18 protein-coding genes are annotated in these 21,184 nt (G+C 68.2%); 9 read left to right on the forward strand and 9 right to left on the reverse strand.

All coding sequences use genetic code 11. The features are described from left to right. Positions 1–72 precede the first annotated feature (72 nt). Positions 73–1,014, reverse strand: coding sequence for a 2-hydroxyacid dehydrogenase (locus tag AC07XB_RS17550; protein ID WP_492375833.1), 942 nt, complete (start codon positions 1,012–1,014; stop codon positions 73–75). 94 nt (positions 1,015–1,108) lie between these two features. Continuing rightward, on the reverse strand, positions 1,109–2,176 hold the full coding sequence (locus tag AC07XB_RS17555) for a LacI family DNA-binding transcriptional regulator (protein WP_492828033.1): 1,068 nt from the start codon (positions 2,174–2,176) through the stop codon (positions 1,109–1,111). 259 nt (positions 2,177–2,435) lie between these two features. Here AC07XB_RS17555 and araD point away from each other — a divergent pair, with 259 nt between their 5' ends. Further along, complete coding sequence (gene araD, locus AC07XB_RS17560) at positions 2,436–4,202, forward strand: L-arabinonate dehydratase (protein WP_492828035.1); 1,767 nt, start codon at positions 2,436–2,438, stop codon at positions 4,200–4,202. Positions 4,203–4,286: 84 nt separating this feature from the next. Then, positions 4,287–5,270 (forward strand): tripartite tricarboxylate transporter substrate binding protein, encoded by a 984-nt coding sequence (locus AC07XB_RS17565; RefSeq protein ID WP_416047749.1) that lies wholly within the window; start codon positions 4,287–4,289, stop codon positions 5,268–5,270. A gap of 848 nt (positions 5,271–6,118) precedes the next feature. On the opposite strand, the gene AC07XB_RS17570 is transcribed toward AC07XB_RS17565, so the two are convergent. Both AC07XB_RS17570 and AC07XB_RS17575 read right to left on the reverse strand, forming a co-directional pair. After that, on the reverse strand, positions 6,119–6,934 hold the full coding sequence (locus tag AC07XB_RS17570; RefSeq protein WP_492828037.1) for a tetratricopeptide repeat protein: 816 nt from the start codon (positions 6,932–6,934) through the stop codon (positions 6,119–6,121). A 43-nt stretch (positions 6,935–6,977) separates the two neighbouring features. Beyond that, the gene (locus AC07XB_RS17575) at positions 6,978–9,104 is read right to left on the reverse strand and encodes a bifunctional 2',3'-cyclic-nucleotide 2'-phosphodiesterase/3'-nucleotidase (protein ID WP_492828039.1); all 2,127 of its coding nucleotides are present in this window, start codon (positions 9,102–9,104) and stop codon (positions 6,978–6,980) included. A gap of 282 nt (positions 9,105–9,386) precedes the next feature. On the opposite strand from AC07XB_RS17575, the gene modA reads away from it, so the two are divergent. The 3 genes from modA (at position 9,387) to AC07XB_RS17590 (ending at position 11,725) form a co-directional block, all read left to right on the forward strand. Continuing rightward, positions 9,387–10,190 (forward strand): molybdate ABC transporter substrate-binding protein, encoded by an 804-nt coding sequence (gene modA, locus AC07XB_RS17580; protein ID WP_492828172.1) that lies wholly within the window; start codon positions 9,387–9,389, stop codon positions 10,188–10,190. Positions 10,191–10,324: 134 nt separating this feature from the next. Then, complete coding sequence (gene modB / locus AC07XB_RS17585) at positions 10,325–10,996, forward strand: molybdate ABC transporter permease subunit (protein ID WP_492828174.1); 672 nt, start codon at positions 10,325–10,327, stop codon at positions 10,994–10,996. 6 nt (positions 10,997–11,002) lie between these two features. Beyond that, positions 11,003–11,725: an ATP-binding cassette domain-containing protein gene (locus AC07XB_RS17590; protein WP_492375305.1), complete on the forward strand. Its 723-nt coding sequence runs from the start codon at positions 11,003–11,005 to the stop codon at positions 11,723–11,725. A 35-nt stretch (positions 11,726–11,760) separates the two neighbouring features. Here AC07XB_RS17590 and AC07XB_RS17595 read toward each other — a convergent pair whose 3' ends face one another. The 5 genes from AC07XB_RS17595 to AC07XB_RS17615 all read right to left on the reverse strand — a co-directional run bounded on the left by AC07XB_RS17595 (position 11,761) and on the right by AC07XB_RS17615 (position 16,883). Then, the gene (locus tag AC07XB_RS17595; RefSeq protein WP_492813073.1) at positions 11,761–12,279 is read right to left on the reverse strand and encodes a class IV adenylate cyclase; all 519 of its coding nucleotides are present in this window, start codon (positions 12,277–12,279) and stop codon (positions 11,761–11,763) included. A gap of 101 nt (positions 12,280–12,380) precedes the next feature. Beyond that, positions 12,381–13,184, reverse strand: a complete 804-nt coding sequence (locus AC07XB_RS17600; protein WP_492813075.1) for a TOBE domain-containing protein — start codon at positions 13,182–13,184, stop codon at positions 12,381–12,383. A 110-nt stretch (positions 13,185–13,294) separates the two neighbouring features. Beyond that, the gene (locus AC07XB_RS17605; RefSeq protein WP_150988598.1) at positions 13,295–13,537 is read right to left on the reverse strand and encodes an RNA recognition motif domain-containing protein; all 243 of its coding nucleotides are present in this window, start codon (positions 13,535–13,537) and stop codon (positions 13,295–13,297) included. A 118-nt stretch (positions 13,538–13,655) separates the two neighbouring features. Next, positions 13,656–14,435: an enoyl-ACP reductase FabI gene (gene fabI / locus AC07XB_RS17610; RefSeq protein WP_492813078.1), complete on the reverse strand. Its 780-nt coding sequence runs from the start codon at positions 14,433–14,435 to the stop codon at positions 13,656–13,658. Positions 14,436–14,486: 51 nt separating this feature from the next. After that, on the reverse strand, positions 14,487–16,883 hold the full coding sequence (locus AC07XB_RS17615) for a DUF3141 domain-containing protein (RefSeq protein ID WP_494752796.1): 2,397 nt from the start codon (positions 16,881–16,883) through the stop codon (positions 14,487–14,489). A gap of 275 nt (positions 16,884–17,158) precedes the next feature. Between AC07XB_RS17615 and AC07XB_RS17620 the strand changes: the two genes are divergently transcribed. The 4 genes from AC07XB_RS17620 to AC07XB_RS17635 form a co-directional block, all read left to right on the forward strand. Next, a complete protein-coding gene (locus AC07XB_RS17620) occupies positions 17,159–18,100 on the forward strand; it encodes a phosphate acetyltransferase (protein ID WP_492828041.1) in 942 nt (313 codons plus the stop codon). Between the two features lie 85 nt (positions 18,101–18,185). Next, positions 18,186–19,412 (forward strand): acetate/propionate family kinase, encoded by a 1,227-nt coding sequence (locus AC07XB_RS17625; RefSeq protein WP_492828043.1) that lies wholly within the window; start codon positions 18,186–18,188, stop codon positions 19,410–19,412. Positions 19,413–19,504: 92 nt separating this feature from the next. Next, positions 19,505–19,903: a hypothetical protein gene (locus AC07XB_RS17630; protein ID WP_493688149.1), complete on the forward strand. Its 399-nt coding sequence runs from the start codon at positions 19,505–19,507 to the stop codon at positions 19,901–19,903. Between the two features lie 54 nt (positions 19,904–19,957). Further along, a partial coding sequence (locus AC07XB_RS17635; RefSeq protein ID WP_494752797.1) for a hypothetical protein occupies positions 19,958–21,184 on the forward strand: 1,227 nt, incomplete at its 3' end.

The raw sequence follows: 21,184 nt of genomic DNA on the forward strand, positions 1-21,184 counted from the left end.
CGGCGGGCGCCTGATCCACCGCCTGATCCAGTATAGGACCGGCGCCGTGCGCGGGCGAGGCCTGCCAGCGCGTCAGAGTACCGGCGTGATCACCTTGCCGGTGCCAAGGAACGCATCGAGGTTGTCGAACACCAGCCCGGCCATGGCCGCGCGGGTTTCATGCGTGCCGCTGGCCACGTGCGGAGCCAGTACCGCGTTGTCCAGCGCGAACAGCGCCTCGGGCACTTCCGGCTCGGCGCGGAACACGTCCAGCCCGGCGCCGCCGAGGCGGCCGTCGCGCAGGGCCGCCACCAGCGCGTCTTCGTCCACCACGCTGCCGCGCGACACATTGACCAGGATGCCCTTGGGGCCCAGCGCCTCGATGATGTCGGCCGATACCAGCCCTTCGGTCTCGGGGCCGCCCACGCAGGTGACGGCCAGGAAATCCGCCCAGCCGGCCAGCGCCTTCAGGTCAGGCTCGTGGCGCCACGGCGCGCCGGCGCGCGCCCGGCGGTTGTGGTACGCGATATCCATGCCGAAGCCGGTGGCGCGCTGCGCCACTTTCTCGCCGATGCGACCCAGGCCCAGGATGCCGAGCTTCTTGCCGGAGACACGGGTGGTCAGCGGGAAGTTGTCCTTGCCCCACTTGCCGGCGCGCACGAAGCGGTCGCCATGGGCGATGCCGCGGGCGGCGTCGAGCAGCAGGCCGAAAGCGAGGTCAGCCACGCAGTCGTTGAGCACGTCGGGCGTGTTGCTGACCTGGATGCCGCGCGCGCGGGCCGCGTCCAGCGCGATCGAGTCATAGCCGACCCCAAAGCTCACGATGGCTGCGAGCCTGGGCATGGCCGCGATGGCCTCGGCGGTAATGCCGTGGCGCGCCGATGTCACCGCCACGCGCGCCTGCTGCGCGTGCTCGCGCAGCCACGCCAGCGGCTCGGGCTGCTCCCACAGCGGCACGGCCTGGTACTGCTCGCGCAGGCGGGAATTGATCTGCGGCGCGAGCGGGCCGATCTGGATGAGCGTGGCTTGGGACATGGATGCGAGGCGAGGGGAAAAATGCAACGTTGGATGGTAGCGCAATCATAACGCGTCCGGAGCCGCGCCGCAGGGCAGCGCCCAGGCTCGGGAGTCAGGCGCTCTCGCGCTGGATGACATCGAACCCCAGGTCGATGATGCGCTCCCCCACTTCGCGCCCGTCGATGCGGGCCAGCAGGCACTCGGCAGCGGTGCGGCCAATGGCCGGGCCGTCGATGCGCACGGTCGACAACGCCGGGTAGGTATGTGCGGCAAAGTTGAGATCGCCAAAGCCCATCACCGCGAGCTGCTCCGGCACCTTCAGCCCGCGCGCGCAGGCTTCCGAGAGCGCGCCCTGCGCCAGCGTGTCCGAGCTGCAGAACACCACGTCCGGCTGCGCGCCGCCGTCGAGCAGCCGCGCCAGCCCCTCGCGGCCAAGCCCCAGGCTGGACGGCGCGGGCACGATGCTGCTCGGCACTTCCGTGATGCCGTGGCGGCCGAACGCGTCGAGAAAGCCCAGGCGGCGCGACTCAGCGCGCTGGTCGCTGGCCGACAGGATGGCCGGCTTGCGATAGCCGCGCGCATGCAGGTACTCGGCCACTGTCTGGCCCACCTTCTCGTGAGAGAAACCCACCAGCATGTCGATCGGCGTGGGCGTGATGTCCCAGGTTTCCACCACCGGCACGCGCGCGGCCAGCAGGCGCCGGCGCGTGTCGGCGGTGTGCGCGATGCCGGTCAGCACGATGCCGTCGGGGCGGCGCGAAAGGATGGCGGCCAGCAGGTCCTGCTCGCGCGTGGCGGCATAGCCGGACAGGCCCAGCATCATCTGGTAGCCCGCTTGCGAGAAGCGATCGGTCAGCGCCTGGATGGTGTCCGCAAAGATCGAGTTGGCGATGGTCGGCACGATGGCCGCGATCAGCCGGCTGCGCCGCGAGGCCAGGCCGCCGGCCAGCAAGTTGGGCACGTAGCCGGTGCGCTGGATGGCCTCCTGCACGCGCGCCACGGTGCCCGCCGAGACCAGCCCGGGCTGGTTGACCACGCGCGACACGGTGATCGGCGAGACGCCCGCGATCTTGGCCACGTCAGCCAGCGTGACGCTGCCGGTGGCGCGGCCGGCAGGGGCTGGCGTGGGCGCGGAACGAGGGGCGGTGCGAGGAGCGGTCGGCTTACGGGATGAGGCCATGAATGTGGTGAAGGAAGCGGAAAAAGCCGGCTGGGCGCAGGGCCGGCATGGGCGCCATGATAGCGCCCGCGCCGCGCCGCGGGCCGCGATGCGGGAGTGCGCGACGGGTTAACCCCGAGCACGCATGCGTTGTGGGCGACAAATGACAGCGCTATCATCTGCTGTCTTCGGCGCTGGAGAAGCAGGACGGCCGCCCGCCGGGGCCAGACAAAAAAAGAGCAGACGTCGCCACGACGCTACCGATCAGAGGAGACAGCCCATGCCCACGAACCCCGCCGGCAAGAAGCCGCAAGACCGGCCCCGCAAGCAGCCCGAGGAACTGCGCAGCCACCGCTGGTACGGCGCCAACGACCTGCGCGCCTTCGGCCACCGCTCGCGCACCGCGCAGATGGGCTACAGCCGCGCCGACTACGCCGGCAAGCCGGTTGTCGCCATCATCAACACCTGGAGCGACATCAACCCCTGCCACAGCCACTTCCGCCAGCGCGCCGAAGAGGTCAAGCGCGGCATCTGGCAGGCGGGCGGATTCCCGGTGGAAATGCCGGCAATGAGCCTGTCCGAGCCGTTCCAGAAGCCCACCACCATGCTCTACCGCAACTTGCTGGCGATGGAGACGGAGGAACTGCTGCGCTCCTACCCTGCCGATGGCTGCGTGCTGCTGGGCGGCTGCGACAAGACCACGCCTGCCCTGCTGATGGGTGCGCTGGCGATGGACCTGCCCACCCTCTTCGTGCCGGCCGGGCCGATGCTGCGCGGCAACTGGAACGGCGTGACGCTGGGCTCCGGCTCGGATACGTGGAAGTACTGGGCCGAGCTGCGCGCCGGCAATATCACCGAGCAGGACTGGCAGGGCATCGAAGACGGCATCGCGCGCTCGCCGGTGCATTGCATGACGATGGGCACGGCATCGACCATGACGGCCGTGGTGGAGGCCATCGGCATGTGCCTGTCCGGCGCCTCGTCGATCCCCGCGCCGGATTCGCGCCATGCGCAAATGGCCTCGCTGTCTGGCCGGCGCATCGTCGAGATGGTGTGGCAGGACCTGAAGCCATCGGAGATCGTCACGCCCGCCGCCATCGACAACGGCGTGCGCACCGCGCTGGCGCTGTCCGGCTCCACCAACGCCATCGTCCACCTGATCGCACTGGCGCGCCGCGCCGGCCATGCGCTATCGCTGGATCGCTACGACGAGCTGGCGCGCAGCACGCCGGTGCTGGCCAATATCCGTCCGTCGGGCCAGTACCTGATGGAAGACTTCTACTACGCCGGCGGCCTGCGCGCGATGCTCGCGCAGATGGGCGACCTGCTCGATACCGGCACGCTCACCGTCGATGGCCGCACGCTGGGAGAGAACCTGGCAGGCGCGCGCGTGTTCAACGACGACGTGATCCGCCCGCGCGACAAGCCGCTGGTAGCCAGCGACGGGCTGGCCGTGCTGCGCGGCAACCTCGCCCCGGACGGCGCCGTGATCAAGCCCCCGGCCGCGCAGCAGGACCTGCTGCGCCACACAGGGCGCGCCGTGGTGTTCCGCGACTACAACGACATGGCCGCCCGCATCGACGACCCGGCGCTGGACCTCGATGCCACCTGCGTGATCGTGCTGCAGAACGCCGGCCCGCAAGGCGCACCCGGCATGCCGGAATGGGGCCAGTTGCCGATTCCGCAGAAGCTGCTCAAGCAAGGCGTGCGCGACATGGTGCGCATCTCGGATGCACGCATGAGCGGCACCAGCTACGGCGCGTGCGTGCTGCACGTGGCACCGGAATCGTATGTGGGCGGCCCGCTCGCCTTCGTGCGCGACGGCGACCTGATCGAGCTGGACGTGCCGGCCCGCAAGCTCAACCTGCTGATCAGCGACGACGAGATGGCGCGCCGCCGCGCCGCCTGGGTCGCGCCCGTGCCCAAGTTCGAGCGCGGCTACGGCAAGCTCTACCTGCGCCACGTCAGCCAGGCGGACAAGGGCTGCGACTTTGATTTCCTGGAACCGGTCGATGCCCCGGAGGACCGCGAGCCGGAGATTCACTAGCGCTTAACTAGCGTCCCACCATCGCCCCGCCATCGCCCCGCCATCGCTTCACCACCCCAATAAGAACCGAGGAGACCCCACCCCATGAAACGCCAAGCCCTTGCGCTGCTGGCCGCCGCGGCGACCCTGGCTGCCGCCGCCCTCCCGCTGAGCGCATCCGCCCAGGCCAGCTGGCCCAGCAAGCCGATCACCTACGTGGTGCCGTTCCCGCCCGGGGGCACCACCGACACCCTGGCGCGCCTGATCGGCCAGCGCCTGGGCCAGGCGCTCGGCACCACCGTGGTGGTGGAGAACCGCCCCGGCGCCGGCGGCAATATCGGCTCCGACTACGCCTCCAAGGCCGCGCCAGATGGCTACACCATCCTCGGCGGCACCATCAGCTCGCACGCGATCAATGCCAGCCTGTACCCGAAGATGCCGTACGACGTGGTCAAGTCCTTCGCCCCCATCACGCTGATCGGCACCAATGCCAATGTGCTGGTAGTCAGCGCCGGCAGCCCGTTCAAGACGGTGAAGGACATCGTGGCCGAAGCCAAGGCCAAGCCGGATACGCTCGCCTTCGCATCCGCCGGCAACGGCACCTCGCAGCACCTGGCCGGTGAGTTGTTCAAGAGCCTGGCCGGCATCAAGATCACACACATTCCCTACAAGGGTAGCGGCCCGGCGATCCAGGACGTGATGGCGGGGCAGGTGCCGATGATGTTCGACACGACCGTGGTGGCCGCCCAGCATATCGACTCGGGCAAGCTGCGGGCGCTGGCCGTGACTTCCGCCAGGCGCATCAAGAGCATGCCGAATGTGCCGACGATGGCCGAAGCCGGCGTCAGTGGCTACGAGCTGGAATCGTGGCAAGCGATCTTTGCGCCGGCAAATACGCCCAAGCCGATCGTGGACCGCTTGTACAAGGAGATCTCAGCGATCATCAAGACGCCGGATATGCAGGCGCGGCTGGAGAAGCTGGGCATGGAGCCGTCGGGGATGTCGCCGGGGGAGTTTGCGGAGTTCCAGCGCAGCGAGATCGTGAAGTGGGCGAAGGTGGTTAAGGCTGCGGATATCAGGATTGATTGAACTGGTAGCGGAGTGGCCCGCTGACGCGGGGGTGTCGCTTGTGGGCGGGGTTTTACGGCTTCTAGCTGCTGTCGCGGCTGTACGGTGTTGGCTGTTTTAGAACGTGTGAGATGTCACTTCTCTTTACTCGTAAAGAGAAGTAACCAAGAGAAAGCGATCCTTGCAGGAGGCTGGCTTATTGGGATTGCGCAGCCCGGTGGTTTCGTCGTCAGGCCCCGGGTGCTAATGGCCTCGTGCCGTTACCGGCTTGAGTGGCCACGATCCTGCGGATGGCCCTGGTCTCGTGGTGAGGCTGCTCGGTAGCGGCATCCCTGCGCATTCATCCATCTGCCGGTACCGGTGCAAGGTGTCACGATATATCACGCCGTGATGGTTTCGTGGTGGGGTGGGCGCGGTGGAAGGATTTTTCGGCCTATCAATCCGGTGCCACCGCGCCCACGACGGAAACGGGACGCTTGCAACTTCGTGGCCGGTCACCCCGCGAGCGACAGACGGCTTGAAGTTCGTGGTGGCCGCTACCGGGGGGACCACCACGAAACCCTGGGCATTGGCTGGGTCGTGGTGCTCTGAACCGGTAACGGCACGAGGCCATTAGCACCCGGGGCCGTACGACGAAACCATTGGGATCCCCAACGACGCCACGCCAGCCTCCTGCAAGGATCGCTTTCTCTTGGTTACTTTTCTTTACGAGTAAAGAGAAGTGACATCTCACACGTTCTAAAACGGCCAACACCGTACAGCCGCGACAGCAGCTAGAAGCCGTAAAACCCCGCCCACAAGCGACACCCCCGCGTCAGCGGGCTACAGCCTCCAACGCCCCATCCGCCCCAGCTCAAAGACTCATTGAATCAAGGACTCAAAGCCGGATGCTTCAACGCATGCGCAGTCTCCGCCAGATGCGCGCGAAAACTCCCCTCATCCCGCTTCAACCCCAACTCACCATACCGATAGGCCATCGCCAGCGCCTGGATCGATTCCGGATGCTCGCGCTCGGCCGCGGCCTCGTACCACGCTACCGCGCGGGCCTCGTCGCGCGGCACGCCTGCACCTTCACGATAGGCATTGGCCAGCATGAACATCGCCTGCGGCACGCCGGCATCGGCGGCCAGCTCGAACCAGCGCGCGGCCGCGGCCGGGTCCGGCGCGCGGCCATAGCCGCCGCGGTGCAGCAAGCCGAGGTAGTACGCAGCCCCGGTATTGCCCGCCGCGGCGGCCAGCTCGAAGTGGTGCCAGGCCGCCTCAGCGTCGGGCGCGCGCTGCGCCTCGCCGAGGAAAGCCGCCTTGCCCAGCACAAAATGCGCGCGCGCATCGCCCGCCCCGGCGGCCTGCTTCAGCCAGTCCCGGCCTTCGGCATGCGCCGCCGCATCCCCGCTTGCCCACAACGCTTCGCCAAGCGAGGCCTGGGCCGCGCCCTCCCCCGCGCGCGCCGCCTGGCGCAGCGCCGCGAGCGCCTCTTCGTCTCCGGCCGAGCCGGCCCGCGTCTGCCACTGGGCAAGCTGCGCGTGGCGCGCGCTGGCATGCTCGCGCCACGCCGATGCCCCGCCCACGCAGCCGGCCGCCACCGCGACCGCCACCAGCGCCGCAGCGATGACCGGATGCAGGCGGCGCTGACGCCCGTGGCGACGCACAGGCGCGCTGCATGCCGGCGCCGTCGTTCCCTTCATTGGCGTATTCGTTGCCGTGCTCATTGCCGTGGTCATTGCCGCCTTACTGGTTGAGGTCGACGCTGTATAGCGACAGGTTCTTGGTGGTGTCGTAGCTCGCCTGCTCCAGCGCGATATTGGCCAGGCCTGCGGCTTGCGCCTGCGCCAGCTGGCCTGGCGCGGAAGCAAACACCACCTTGCCGGCCGTGGCCACCTTGGTGAAGCGCCAGCTGCGCGCGCCGCCGTTGGTGGCGCGCGTGATGGCGCCGGCCTTCTTGATGTAGGCGATCAGCACATCGCGGCTGGCGTCCGGCGAGGCGTAGACCGTCTTGCTGCCGTCCAGGCCGGGGAAATTGCCGCCGCCGCTGGCGCGGTAATTGTTGGTGGCCACGATGAACTGCTGGCTGGCGTCGAGCGGCACGCCCTTGTACGCGAGGTTCTTGATGCGGCTGCCCTCCGGCTGCGTCACGTCGATCTCGTACTGCAGGTCGGGCGAGGTGAACATGTCGAAGTTATAGCCGGGGAAGCTGCTGATGAGCGGCTGGTCGGCGGTCTTGGCCGGATCGATCAGGTTGAAGCGCTTGGCGGCGGTCTCCAGCCAGGCCTTGACGTCATTGCCGCTCACCTTCACCGCGTAGATGGTGTTGGGGTAGAGGTAGAGATCGGCTGCGTTGTTGATGGCGAGGTTGCCGGACTGCACGTCGGTGTAGTCATTGCCCCCGCCAAAGCCGCTCTTGAACGGCGCGGAGACGGACAGCACCGGCAGCGCGGCCAGCGCCGGCAGGTTGGCGGCGATGTAGTCCTTCACGTAAGCCGCCTGCGCCTGGTTGACGATCTGGATCGCACCGGGATCGCCCACGTCGGCGAAGTACGTGCTCATGCGGTAGTCGGTGGTGCCGATCGGCGTCTTCACGTAGGCGATGGTGGCCTGGTGCTCCGCATCGACCGCGGCCGCCACGCTGGCATCGGCCGCCACATAGCTCTTGTCGGCATTCTGGATCGAGCGCGCCTGGACCGTGGTAGCGCTCTTGTCAACCACCCAGCGATTGCCGTCATGCGCGAGCTGCAACTTGATCACGCCGAGGCGGCGGCCCCAGTAGTCGGCCATCACGGTAGGCACGCCGTTGATCGTGCCGCGCACCTTGTCCACGCCCGGCAGGTTGAACTGCGCCACCGTGCTGGTGGCATCGGGGAAGACCTGGTGCGAGTGGCCGATCAGCATGGCGTCCACGCCGGCCACCTTGGACAGGTGCCAGCTGCCGTTCTCCATGGTGGGCGAGTACGCGGAGGCATCGAGCCCGCCGTGCGAGATCACCACCACCAGGTCGGCACCCTTGGCGCGCATCTCCGGCACGAACTTCTCGGCGGTTTCCTTCACGCCCTCGGTGTAGACCTTGCCGTCGAGCCAGCGCTTGTCCCAGCTCATGATCGCGGGCGGCGTGAAACCAATGATGCCGACCTTGACCGGCACCGTGACGGTGTTGCCGTCGGGTCCGGTGGCGGTGATCTGGCGGGTGATGATGGTGTACGGCTGGAACAGCGGCGCGCGCGTGCGCACGCTGTACACGTTGGCCAGCACCTGCGGGAAGGCCGGCCCGGCGCACGGCGTCTGCACGGTCGGGTCGGGCAGGCCATCCACGTTGAAGCGGTTGCCCGTGACCTGGTTCAGATAGCCCAGGCCGTAGTTGAACTCGTGGTTGCCGATGCCGCCACCGTCGAACCTGGCCGCGTTCATCACCTTGTACATGGCCAGGGTCTCGCCGCACTTGAGCGGGTTGACCTGGGCCTGGTAATCGGCCAGCGCGGTGCCCTGGATCGTGTCGCCGTTGTCCAGCAGCAGGGTGTTGGGAAACTCGGCGCGCGCCTGCTTGATCAGGGTTGCCACGCGCTCGAAGCCGAAGGATTTGTCCTCGGCCAGCTTGAAGTAGTCGTAGCTGCGCACATTGGTGTGCAGGTCGGTGGTTTCCAGCAAGGCCAGTGTGGCCTTGGTGCCGGCCGAGACGCTATCGGCCTGCGGCGTGACACCCGTGCCCGTGCCGGGGCTGGCGGGGCTGTCATCGGAGCCGCAGGCGGCCAGCAGCACGGTGGCCACGATGGCGGCGCCCAGCGCGGCCACGGTGGGCACGGCGAGGATCGGGGACGAAGCGGGTGCGGCGCGCGCAGATAGAACGTCGGTCGGACAGCGGTGCATTTGTGGCTCCCTTCTTTCTTGTTGTGCCTGGAGCCGGACATTGTCCCGAGCGCAAATGGCAACAGAGTGACGCGCGCGTTACACCACCGTGACGGCGGGCCGCCGGCAGCAGGCGCACCCGCACGGCCCGCCGATATGCCCTGTCCTAACCCAATGTGCCATTGACGCCGCGTTATATACCGTCATATATTGCGCATTTGGCGGGCACATCTGGCGGGCACATTCCGGCCTGGCTCGCCTGCTATCCAACCCGCTTCCGGCCACCCGCGCCCCGCCATGTCCATGCTCCCGATTTCCGCTGCGTTGCCTGCCCAGTCCCGCCAGCCGCGCGCCGCCTCGCTGGCGGCCGGCCTGCTGCTGTCCGCCACCCTGGCGCTGTCCGCCCCGGCCGCCTTCGGCGCGGACCTGGTGGTCTCCGCCGCGGCCAGCCTGACCAATGCCTTCAAGTCGCTCGCCGAATCCTACGAACGCGTGCACCCCCAGACCAAGGTGATCCTCAACTTCGGCGCCTCCGACGTGCTGATGCAGCAGATCGTCAATGGCGCGCCGGCCGATGTGTTTGCCTCGGCCGACCAGGACGCGATGAACAAGGCCGTGGCCGAACGCGTGGTGCAGCCCGCGTCGCGCCGCGATTTCGCCGCCAACCAGCTCGCGCTGATCCTGCCGGCTGACAGCAAGCTGGAAGTGGGCAAGCTGCAGGACCTGACCCGCCCCGAGTTCAAGCGCGTGGCCTTCGGCAACCCGGCGTCGGTGCCGGTGGGCCGCTATACCAAGGGCGCGCTGGAAGCAGCGGGCGTGTGGGATGCGGTCTCGGCCAAGGGCGTGATGGCGCAAAACGTGCGCCAGAGCCTGGATTACGTGGCCCGTGGCGAAGTCGATGCCGGCTTCGTGTTCGCCACCGATGCGGCGATCATGCCGGACAAGGTCAAGGTGGCGCTGCGGGTACCGACGCGCCAGCCGGTCACGTATCCGATCGCCATCACCTCGCACTCCAAGCAGCCCGAGCAAGCCGCGGCATTCCTCGGCTACGTGACGTCACCGGAAGGGCAGGCGGTGCTGGCCAAGTATGGTTTTCTCAAGCCGTAATCCGTAGCCGTAGGCCGCAAGCCATAATCCCTGATCCTTGCCCGCGGCCCCGGCGCCCAGGCGCGCCGCCAACCTGAATCCACCTTGCCGCCTGCCTGGCTCCCCGCTGGCAGGCGTTTATGCTGATGACCTCCCTGGAAGCTATCTGGGTCCCGCTGTCGCTGTCGCTCAAAGTGGCGGGCTGGGCCACCGTGCTCAACGCCGTGCTGGGCGTGGGCGCGGCCTTTGCGCTGTCGCGCTGGCGATCGGCCGCGCGCGACGTGGTCGACGCCCTGCTCACGCTGCCGCTGGTGCTGCCACCGACCGTGCTCGGCTACTACCTGCTGGTGCTGGTCGGGCGCCGCGGCGTGTTCGGCGAGTGGCTCGGCCGGCTCGGCATCGAACTGGTCTTTACCTGGCAAGGCGCGGTGCTGGCCTCCACCATCGTGGCCTTCCCGCTGGTGCTGAAGTCGGCCCGCGCCGCCTTCGAAGGGGTTGACTCGCAGCTCGAGGACGCCGCGCGCGTGCTCGGCACGTCCGAGGCCGGCATCTTCTTTCGCGTGACGCTGCCGCTGGCGTCGCGCGGCATCATCGCCGGCGTGCTGCTGGCCTTTGCCCGCGCGCTGGGTGAGTTCGGCGCCACGCTGATGGTGGCGGGCAACCTGCCCGGGCGCACGCAAACGCTGTCGGTCGCCATCTACGAAGCCGTGCAGGCCGGCGACGACAACACCGCCAACGTGCTGGTGCTGGTCACTTCCCTCACCTGCGTGGTGCTGCTGGTGGCCGCCGGGCGGCTGGTGCCGCCCACCCGCAAAATGTACCGGTAGGCCGCCATGACCATGCAAGTCACCGTACGCAAGCAGCTTGGTTCCGCCGACCGCCGGTTCGGGCTGGATATCGCCTTCGATTCGCAAAGCAAGCGCATTGCGCTGTTTGGCCCCTCCGGCGCGGGCAAGAGCCTGACGCTGCGCGCCATCGCCGGATTGCTCACGCCGGACAGCGGCCGCATCGTGCTCAACGGCCGCACCCTGTTCGACAGTGAGACACATGTCAACGTGCGTCCGCAGGAGCGGCGCGTGGCCTACCTGTTCCAGGACTACGCCTTGTTCCCGCATCTGACGGTCGCGCAGAACATCGCCTTCGGGCTGGAGCGGGGCTGGCGCAACCCGCGCCGCAATACGCACCACCCGGAAGCGCAGCGCTGGATCGATGCGTTTGGCCTTGGCGCGATCACCGGCAACTATCCCGGCGAGATCTCTGGCGGCCAGAAACAACGCGCCGCGCTGGCTCGCGCGCTGGCGGCGCGGCCCGATATCGTGCTGCTGGACGAGCCGTTCTCCGCGCTGGACCCGGCGCTGCGCATACGCATGCGCGCCGAGCTGCGCGCGCTGCAAGCCAGCCTGGAAGTGCCCATGCTGGTGATTTCGCACGACCCCGACGACGTGGAGGCCCTCGGCGACCATGTGCTGGAAGTGCGCGAAGGCCGCATCTTTGGCGCCGCGCCCGTGAAGGGGCATCCGCAGGTGTACGCGCCCGTCTCGGCGCACGTGGTCTGAGGCTGGCTCAGTGAGGTCGGCTCAGTGAGGCCAACTCAGGCCCCGGCCGCGCGCAGCAGGTCGACGTAAGCGGTTTCGATTAATTGCCCTCGCGTTATGCCCAGCTTGCCTAGCAGCGCATGCGCCTCGGCAATGCCGGCCTGGGCCGGCTCGCCGTCGGCCAGCACCACCTCCAGCTCCAGGAAATCCCCCAGCCCCTCCACGCGGTCCAGATGCACGCGCGTGCGGCCCACCAGGAACAAGGTGCGCGCCTTGCGCACGCGCCCGCTCTCGCCCCAGGCCGCCGCCAGTGCGGCGCGCAGCGAATCGGGCTCGGCCGTGGGCGAGAGGATGTAGTGGCTCTCCTTGGGCCCCGCCTGGTCAGCGCGCGCGTAGAAGATCAACTGGCCTTCGCCGGAAGGAAAGACGCGCAACTTGAGCCGCCCGTTGGGGCAGGCAAAGAAGGTGTCGTCCTGCAGGATCAGCTCGGGGCCATGGTCGGCCAGCGGCGCGACCCGTGGCAACAGCGCGTCCACGCTGGCGATACGCGCCTTGATTTCTATGTTGCTTGGCATGGTCGTCGGTAACTCGGGAATTCAGAAAATCAGGCGAACAGCAGCTTGGCGGCAATCATCCACATGGTGATGCCGAAGGCGATCTCCAGCACGCGCCAGGCTCAGCCCATGGTGCCCAGGATCACGCTCGACGCCTTGAAGATCGCCAGCGCGCGGCTGCCCTCGGCAAGCCCCAGCGCGCTCACGCTGTCGTTGGTGACAATGGCGACCACGGTGCCGCCGCCATCCAGTTCCAGCGCCACCTCGGCATTGACGGCGCCCGGCAGCACGCGGGTCACCTTGCCAGGCAACTGGTTGCGCGCCGAAAGCCGCAGCCCGGGATCGGGCAGCCCCAGCAGGACCGAGGAAGCCTTGATCAGCGCGAAGGCTTCGGCGCCGGGCGCGAGGCCCAGCGTCTCCACACTTTCGTGGGTGATGGTGGCGACCACATGCTGGCCACCCGCGAGCGACAGCGTGACCTCGTCATTGACGGCGCCGCCGCGGATCCCAGCCACCTTGCCGAAGAGCTTGTTGCGTGCACTGGTCTTGATCATGAAACGCCGCATCAGGTGAAGGTCGTCCTGCGCCGTCTCGCTGACGTTGCCGAGGCTGGCAAGGTGTTCGACAAAGAGCCGGTGCTCGTGCTCAAGCGCGCGGTAGGTGCGGATCAGGCTGGCGGCGCGCTCGGTCAGCACGGTGCCGCCGCCGCCCTTGCCGCCGGCGGCGCGCACCACCAGCGGCTCGCCCGCGCTGTTGTTCATGGCGTCGATGGCATCCCAGGCGCCCTTGTAGCTCAGCCCGACCGCCTTGGCGGCAGCGGTGATCGAGCCGTGCTCGCCGATCGCGGCCAGCAGGGCGATGCGCTCGCGCCCGCCCCAGTCCTGGGACCCTGAACGAAACCAGATCGCGCCGTCGAGTTCTAGCATGCGGGAATGGCGCTACCGCGTGGCAGCGCAGCAAAGTGGCAGAAGCCGCTTATCTTAATGCCAAAGCGCGGCGGCGCGCGGCAGCCGCCCGGCCTCAACTTGCCAGCGCATCAGCCCTGGTGAGCCGGGATATACCAGCGCATCATGCTGCCGGCGAAGTACTGGCGATCCAGCTGGCGCAGCAGGCGCCACGCCTTGAAAGCATCGATATCCAGGTCGACCCAGGCCCAAGGGTGGTTCGGATCGCCCTCGCGCATCAGTTCCACGGACGTCACCGGTGCGTAGGTCGCCAGCTTGTCGCGCAGCATCTGTTCGGTCACATCGCGGTGCAGGCCCCGGATGAGTACCTTCATGTCTTGCTCCCGATATGAGGCAGCGCGCACGTGGCGCTCAGCGCGTGCCTGCGTTGTCTAGCTCATTGTAGGCGGCCCGACGCGGGCCGTGGGCCACGCATCGCGCCCTCGGCGGCAGTCAGCCCATGATGTGCGCGCCGCCGTCCACGTACACGGTGTTGCCGGAAATCCGGCGCGCGTAGGGCGTCGCCAGGTAGGCGGTGGCAAAACCGACATCCATGATGTCGACCAGCTCGCCCAGCGGGGCACGGCCCGCGGCATCCGCCAGCAACTGCTCGAAATCCTTGAGCCCGGACGCCGCGCGGGTCTTGAGCGGCCCCGGCGAAATGGCGTGCACGCGGATGCCGCTTGGGCCGAGTTCGTGCGCCAGGTAGCGGCAGGAGGCCTCCAGCGCCGCCTTGACCGGGCCCATCAGGTTGTAGTTCGGCACCACGCGGTTGGCGCCCTCGTAGCTCATGGCGAACAGGCTGCCGCCCGCGCGCATCAGCGGCACCGCGCGCCGCGCCAGCCGCACGAAGGAATGGCAGGACACGTCCATGGCCCGCGCGAAGCCGGCCGCCGATGCATGGAGCAGCCCGCCCTGCAAGTCGTCCTTGGGCGCGAAGGCCACCGAGTGCACCAGCACGTCGAGCTGGCCCCATTGCTGGGTAATTCGCTCGAACAGCGCCTGCTCCTGGCCCGCGTCCTCCACGTCGAGCGGCATCAGGATCGTCGCGCCCACCGATTCCGCCAGCGGCGCCACATGCGGGTAGGCCTTGTCGTTGAGATAGGTGATCGCGAGCTCGGCGCCAAGCTCGCGGAAGGCCCGCGCGCAGCCCCACGCGATGGAATCCGCGTTGGCCACGCCGACCACCAGCACGCGCGCGCCCAGCAATGGGGGATTGGGTACTTGCACCATGATGTCCCTCGCTTAATGATTGCGCGGCCCCGATGGCGCCGCCCGCCTGGTTCAGGTGCCTGTCTTGACGTTGCGCCGCGCTGCAGGCTTGACCGTCTTGAGAGGCTTGGCCACCTTGCCCGGCTTGGCCGCGCCGGCCACAGCCGTGCTTGCCTTGCGAACGCGTGCGCTGGCCTCCGGCGAAGCGGCTTTGCGCACCGTGCGCGGCGTTTCCACGGGTGTGGGCGCCAGGGGCGCCGCGGCGGCGGGCTGCGCGGTTTGCCGCGCGGTATGGTCGGTGCCCAGCACGCGCGCCACCTCGCGGTAGCGCGCCAGGCGGGCGCCTTCGAGCGGCCCCACCACGGTCACGATGCGATGGATCGCCATCATGATGCGATGGCGCAGCGCGCTGTCCGGCACCAGCAGCGGCAGCGCGGCCACGGCCCGCCCGGCGTCCAGCCCCACGATCATGCTCTGCCGCCTGACCGCGGCCTTGACCGTGGCGATGTCCGGCTGCTGCTCCAGGTGCTCGCGCGCCATCTGCCGCATCAGGTTGAAAGGCCGCTCCTCGATGCTGGTGTTCTCGTCCGCCACAAAGCAAAGGATGCGCATAAAGGCATCGAGCGGCGTACCCTGCTCGATCCCCGCCTCGGCCTCATGGATGCGCCGCGCGGCCAGTTCCTGGCGCAGCGCAGCGCTCAGCGGCGGCGGGCCGCGCTTTTCCGCGCCAGGCGAGAAGCCCATCAGCGCAGACAGCCATGGCGACTGGTACAACGCCTCGAAGAGCTGCTCCTGGAAGGCGTCGCGCTGGTCGCGCCATGCGTCGAGCGTGCGCACGATGGTGTCGGACACCGCGCGCTCCAGCGTGACGAAGGGATTGTCCGGCGCCACCGGCTGGCGCGCCTCGCGCACCGACGGCGCCAGCGCGGCGATCCACGCCATCCACGGATTCGCGTCCGACGCCAGCGAGCGCTCCAGCCGGGCCGGGTGCATCTGCCGCATCGCGTAAGCGCTCAGCTCGTTGGATGCGGCCTGCACCGCCGGCGAGGCGAAGGTGTCGTACAAGCGCTGGTTGACTTCGGCCACGCGGCGCACCACCTCGAACGCACGCTCGTCGTCGCGGCCATCGTCCAGCGCGAGGATGTCGTCGATGGTCCTGCGCTCGAAGCGCATCAGGTAGCGGCCTTCGATCAGTTCCAGGTGCGAGGTGCCCGGCGCGATGTCTTCGATGCGCGCCTCGTACAGCCCCGGCGGCAGCACGTCGATCAGGTCCAGCGCCGAGAACAGCTCGGTGTGCTCGCGATTGGCCACGCCGGCCGAGACGAAGATGCCGAGGTGCCCGACCTTTTCATGCAGGCAGTAGACGATGACCTGGTCGTTGGCGACGATCTCGTCGACGCTGGCGTAGAGATCGGGAATCCAGTTCAGCGCCTGCTGCGGCGGCGTGATGTTGTCGCCCCAGGAAGCAAAGACCACGATCGGCGAGCGCACATTGCGCAGGTCCACCGCGACGCTGCCATCCGCGCTGCGCACCTCGCCGGCGGTGAGGTGGTTGCCAACGAACAGGTTCTGCACGATCCAGTCGATCTCGGCACGGTTGAGCAGGAAGTGCCCGCCCCACCAGCGCTCGAAGGCCAGGAAGCGCTCGCGCTCCGTATCCACCTGCGCATAGACGTCGTAGAGCTTTTTCCAGTACGTATTGGATGGATTGAGCTGCTCGAAATTCTGCACCAGCCAGGCCCCGTCAAAGCGGCCATTGCCGAGATCCGAAGTCAAGGACGACAGCCACGAGCCGCCCAGCAGCCCGCCGCTGTAGCGCATCGGATTGCGCCCGCGCACGCCCGACCAGTAGGCCAGCGGCGAACCGGCCAGCAGGATGGGGCCGACCAGTTCCGGCGCGGCGGCGGCCAGCATCATCAGTGCCCAGCCGCCCTGGCAGTTGCCGATCACGAACGGCTTGCCCTGCGCTTGCGGATGACGCTCGGCCACGGTGAGCAGGAATAGCGCTTCGGCGCGCGCCACGCACTCGATGGTCTGGCCCGGGCAAGGCACCGGGAAAAAGGTGACGAAGTAGCAGGGATGGCCGCTGCGCAGCGCGATGCCGATCTCGCTGTCGATCTTGAAGCCGCCGATGCCGGGGCCATGCCCGGCGCGCGGATCGATCACCACGAAGGGCCGCTTGGTGTCGTCGGTGACGATGCCGGGCGGCGGCAGGATGCGCAGCAGCGCGTAGTTGGCGGGTTGCGCCAGCGTGCGCGCGTCGATCACCACCTCGTGCTCGAAGATCAGCACCGGCGGCATGCCCTCGCGCTCGTGCTCGAAGGTCTGGTTGCCGCGCTCGCGCAGGATGTCGAGCAACAGGATGGCGCGCTGCCAGGCGTCATGCGCGTAGGACCACGCATCGGACAAGAGCGGTGGCATGCCAGCGGCGGCGCTGCCGGCATGGATGGCGGGATCACGTGCGTTCACTCGGCTTCCCCTTCTACGTTCTACGGTGTGGCGCCGAAGGCAGTCGTTTCCAGGCGATCGCACGGAATTGCTGCCCTGCAGCACAGCACAATCTACCAGTCCGCATCGTGCTTGACAACCCGCTGCATGGGCGGATCCGGGGCCGGGATGACCTGGCGCAAGGTACACGCCAATGTCATCGTGCCGAAGGAAACATCGCCTATACTGGCCTTTGTTTTTGCGCGACGCAGCATGTCCGCGCGGTCGCACCGCAACCCCGACGCACCGGAACGCCGATGACCCACACGCCCGACAAGTACTCTGTCCTGCTGGCGCGCTGCCAGGATTTGCCCGCCATTCCCACCGCGGTGGCGCATCCCTGCGATGCTTCTTCGCTCGGCGGCGCGCTGCAGGCGGCCAGCCTGGGCCTGATCGTGCCGCTGCTGATCGGGCCCGAAGCGCGCATCCGCCAGGTGGCCGACGCCAACGCGCTGGACCTTGGCGACAGCGTGCTGATCGACGTGCCGCACAGCCATGCCGCCGCCGCGCGCGCCGTCGCGGCAATCCGCGCGGGCGAGGCCGAGATGCTGATGAAGGGCAGCCTGCACACCGATGAGCTGCTGCACGAAGTCACCGCGTCCGCCACCGGCCTGCGCACGGGGCGGCGCCTTTCGCATGTGTTTGCGATGGACGTGCCGAGCTACCACAAGCCGCTGTTCATCACCGACGCCGCCGTCAATATCTTTCCCACGCTCAACGACAAGGCCGATATCTGCCGCAACGCGATCGACCTGCTGCGCGTGCTGGGCATCGAGTGCCCCAAGGTGGCCATCCTCTCAGCGGTGGAAACCGTGACCGACAAGATCCCCTCCACCATCGACGCGGCCGCGCTATGCATGATGAGCCGGCGCGGCCAGATCGAAGGCGGCATCCTCGACGGCCCGCTCGCGTTCGACAACGCGATCAGCCATGAAGCCGCGGTGACAAAGGGCATCGTCTCCGAGGTCGCGGGCGATCCCGATATCCTGCTCGTGCCCGACCTGGAAGCCGGCAACATGCTGGCCAAGCAGCTCACCTTCCTGGCCGGCGCCGAAGCCGCCGGCATCGTGCTGGGCGCGCGCGTGCCCATCATCCTCACCAGCCGCGCCGACAGCGTGCGCGCGCGCATCGGCAGTTGCGCGATTGCCGTGCTGCTGGCGCATGCGCGCCGCACTGGCCAGACGTCCAGCAAGATCTGAACGCCCCGGCGTCTCGGTCGCCGTCCCAGTCGCCGTCCCAGTCACAGTCAACGTCACAGTCAACGTCACAAGGAGGCTTGCCAGCGTGAGCGCCACCCATCCCACCATCCTCGTCGTCAATGCCGGCTCCTCCAGCGTCAAGGTCTCGGTGTACGCCGTGCCCGAGGCCGCGCACGCCAATGCCGACATCAACCCGGTGCTCAGCGCGCACGGGCAGATCGAAGGCATCGGCGTGTCGCCGCGACTGACCGCCAGCATGGCGGACAGCCGCATCGTCGCGGACGAACGCTTTCCGGTGGCGCAGGTGGCCGATCACGACGCAGCCTTCCGCCTGATCCGGCTGGTGCTCAGCATCGGCCTGCGCGATGCGCCGCCGGTGGCGATCGGCCATCGCGTGGTGCATGGCGGCGCGGATTTCTCCGCCGCCGTGAAGATCGACGACGACGTCATTGCCAAGCTGGAAGCATTGATCCCGCTGGCGCCGCTGCACCAGCCGCACAACCTCACGGCGATCCGCGCGGTGCGCGCCGCCGCGCCGGCGCTGCTGCAGGTCGCCTGCTTCGACACCGCCTTTCACGCCGGGCACGACCCGCTGGCGCAACTGCTGGCGCTGCCTTACGAATACTTCGAACGCGGCATCCGCCGTTACGGCTTTCACGGCCTGTCCTATGAGTACATCGCGCGCCGCCTGCAGCAGATCGCGCCCGACCTGGCACAGGGCCGCGTGATCGTGGCGCACCTGGGCAACGGCGCCAGCCTGTGCGCCATGCGCGACGGGCGCAGCGTGGAATCCACCATGGGCCTGACCGCGCTCGACGGCCTGCCGATGGGCACGCGCTGCGGCGCCATCGATGCCGGCGCCATCCTGTGGCTGTCGCAGCAAGGCATGAGCACCAAGGATATCGAGACGATGCTGTACCAGGAGTCAGGGCTGAAGGGACTGTCCGGCGTCAGCAGCGACATGCGCGCCCTGCTGGCCAGCGACGCGCCGCGCGCGCGCCTGGCGATCGATTTCTACGCCTATCGCGCGGCGCAGGAAATTGGCAAGCTGGCTGCCACGCTGGGCGGCCTGGATGCGCTGGTGTTCACCGCCGGCATCGGCGCCAACTCGCCGCCCGTGCGCGAAAAGATCTGCGCGCGGCTGGCGGAGCTGTTCGGCATCAGCCTGGACGCGGGCGCCAACAACGAAAACCGCCAGCGCATCAGCCGCGACAACAGCCGCGTGCCGGTCCTGGTACTGCCTACCGACGAGGAAGGCATGATCGCGCTGAATACCGCACGCATCATGATGGAGCAGAACGCGCTAGCGTAGTGCTCCCGAGACGCTAGCGCTAGCGTGCGAACGGCCTGCGTTTGCAATGCGGATTCGACGCGCGTATCCAGAACGTTGCGTTGGACAGGGCAGTGCAGGCCCGTGCCCACTTTGTCGCGACTGATCTGGATGCCAGCCCTTCGGCGACCACGCGGTCGCCGAAGGGCCGGTCGATGCGCAGGATCGGTCAGCGCGAGCAGGAAGGCCGCCAACCCACGGCGCGCCCCGCTCCCGCATTGCTCTCCCCCTCCATCGACGTCAATTACTGGTTCCGCTCCGTGATGACGAGCGGGATGCGCACGTCGCCAACCGTCATGACCGCCTGCAGCGGCAGGGCCGAAGCCGGCAACGACGTGGCGGTGAACGCGCGCGATGGCGATGCGAAGCGCAGCCATGCCGGCAAGGCCGCTCCGTCCATTTGCGTCACCCTCACCTCGGCACCATTCGCTGCGCCAGGAATTGCCTGCGCGGGCAACGCGAACCGGAAATGACTGCCCGGCCTGGCCATATCCTTCGGCACCGACACGGCGATAAGGTCCGACGGATTGCCCGTTGCCTTCAGGCTCACCGTGACCGTGATGCCATGCGGATCGTCGGCAGGCGCCCTCGAACCCGCGGCGGCGGTCGATGCGTCACCACCGCTGACGTTGCCGCCGGATGAGCCGCTGCTGCCTGACGACGAGGTGCCGCCGCTCGAGGACGACGAGCTACCGATCGACGAACCCGAACCACCGCCCGACGTATCGCTACCGCTGGAGCTACCGCCGGACGAACCGCTGCTATTCGACGACAACGACGAGCCGCTACCACTTGACGACGAGCTGCCGCCAGACGATCCGCTGCCGCTCGACGACGAAGAGCCACCGCTAGACGAGTTCGATCCACCGGTCGATGTATCACTACCGCTGGAGCCACCTCCGGACGAACCGCTGCTACTCGACGACGAGCCGCTACCACTCGACGACGAGCTGCCGCCAGACGATCCGCTGCCACCCGACGACGAGGAGCTACCACTCGACGAGCCCGATCCACCGCTCGATGTATCGCTACCGCTGGAGCTACCACCGGACGAGCCGCTGCCGCCCGACGACGAGGAGCTGCCACTCGACGAGCTCGATCCACCGCTCGATGTATCACTACCGCTGGAGCTACCACCGGACGAGCCGCTACCACTCGACGACGAAGAGCCGCCGCTCGACGAACCCGAACCACCGTTCGACGTACCACCACCACTGGAGCTACCGCCGGACGAGCCGCTGCCACTCGACGACGAGGAGCTGCCGCTCGACGAGCTCGAAGCACCGCTCGACGTATCGCCACCGCTGGAGCTACCGCCGGAAGAGCCACTGCCGCTCGACGACGAGGAGCCGCCGCTCGACGAACTACCGCTCGATGAGCCCGCGCCGTCGATCGTGTTGCCGCCGGAGCTACCGCTGGAAGAGCCACTGTTGCCGGACGAAGAACCGCTACCCGACGAGCCGCTGCCGCTCGATGAGCCCGCGCCGTCGATCGTGTTGCCGCCGGAGCTACCACTGGAAGAACCACTGTTGCCGGACGAAGAACCACTACCCGACGAGCCGCTACCGCTCGAGGAGCCAGTGCCGTCGGTTGCGTTGCCGCCGGAGCTACCGCTGGAAGAACCATTGTTGCCAGACGAAGAACCACTACCCGACGAGCCGCTGCCGCTCGATGACCCAGTGCCATCGCTCGTGTTGCCGCCGGAGCTACCGCTGGAAGAGCCACCGTTGCCGGACGAAGAGCCGCTACCCGAC

The sequence above is a fragment of the Cupriavidus sp. GW821-FHT02F09 genome, from assembly GCF_059421605.1.

What these genes read in the sequence shown, in the direction of transcription:
- AC07XB_RS17550 (WP_492375833.1), bottom strand. Translation starts at nt 1,014, where the DNA reads ATGTCCCAAGCCACGCTCATCCAGATCGGCCCGCTCGCGCCGCAGATC.
- AC07XB_RS17570 (WP_492828037.1), bottom strand. Translation starts at nt 6,934, where the DNA reads ATGAAGGGAACGACGGCGCCGGCATGCAGCGCGCCTGTGCGTCGCCAC.
- AC07XB_RS17605 (WP_150988598.1), bottom strand. Translation starts at nt 13,537, where the DNA reads ATGAAGGTACTCATCCGGGGCCTGCACCGCGATGTGACCGAACAGATG.
- AC07XB_RS17575 (WP_492828039.1), bottom strand. Translation starts at nt 9,104, where the DNA reads ATGCACCGCTGTCCGACCGACGTTCTATCTGCGCGCGCCGCACCCGCT.
- fabI (WP_492813078.1), bottom strand. Translation starts at nt 14,435, where the DNA reads ATGGTGCAAGTACCCAATCCCCCATTGCTGGGCGCGCGCGTGCTGGTG.
- AC07XB_RS17595 (WP_492813073.1), bottom strand. Translation starts at nt 12,279, where the DNA reads ATGCCAAGCAACATAGAAATCAAGGCGCGTATCGCCAGCGTGGACGCG.
- AC07XB_RS17620 (WP_492828041.1), top strand. Translation starts at nt 17,159, where the DNA reads ATGACCCACACGCCCGACAAGTACTCTGTCCTGCTGGCGCGCTGCCAG.
- modA (WP_492828172.1), top strand. Translation starts at nt 9,387, where the DNA reads ATGCTCCCGATTTCCGCTGCGTTGCCTGCCCAGTCCCGCCAGCCGCGC.
- AC07XB_RS17600 (WP_492813075.1), bottom strand. Translation starts at nt 13,184, where the DNA reads ATGCTAGAACTCGACGGCGCGATCTGGTTTCGTTCAGGGTCCCAGGAC.
- araD (WP_492828035.1), top strand. Translation starts at nt 2,436, where the DNA reads ATGCCCACGAACCCCGCCGGCAAGAAGCCGCAAGACCGGCCCCGCAAG.
- AC07XB_RS17590 (WP_492375305.1), top strand. Translation starts at nt 11,003, where the DNA reads ATGACCATGCAAGTCACCGTACGCAAGCAGCTTGGTTCCGCCGACCGC.
- AC07XB_RS17565 (WP_416047749.1), top strand. Translation starts at nt 4,287, where the DNA reads ATGAAACGCCAAGCCCTTGCGCTGCTGGCCGCCGCGGCGACCCTGGCT.
- AC07XB_RS17555 (WP_492828033.1), bottom strand. Translation starts at nt 2,176, where the DNA reads ATGGCCTCATCCCGTAAGCCGACCGCTCCTCGCACCGCCCCTCGTTCC.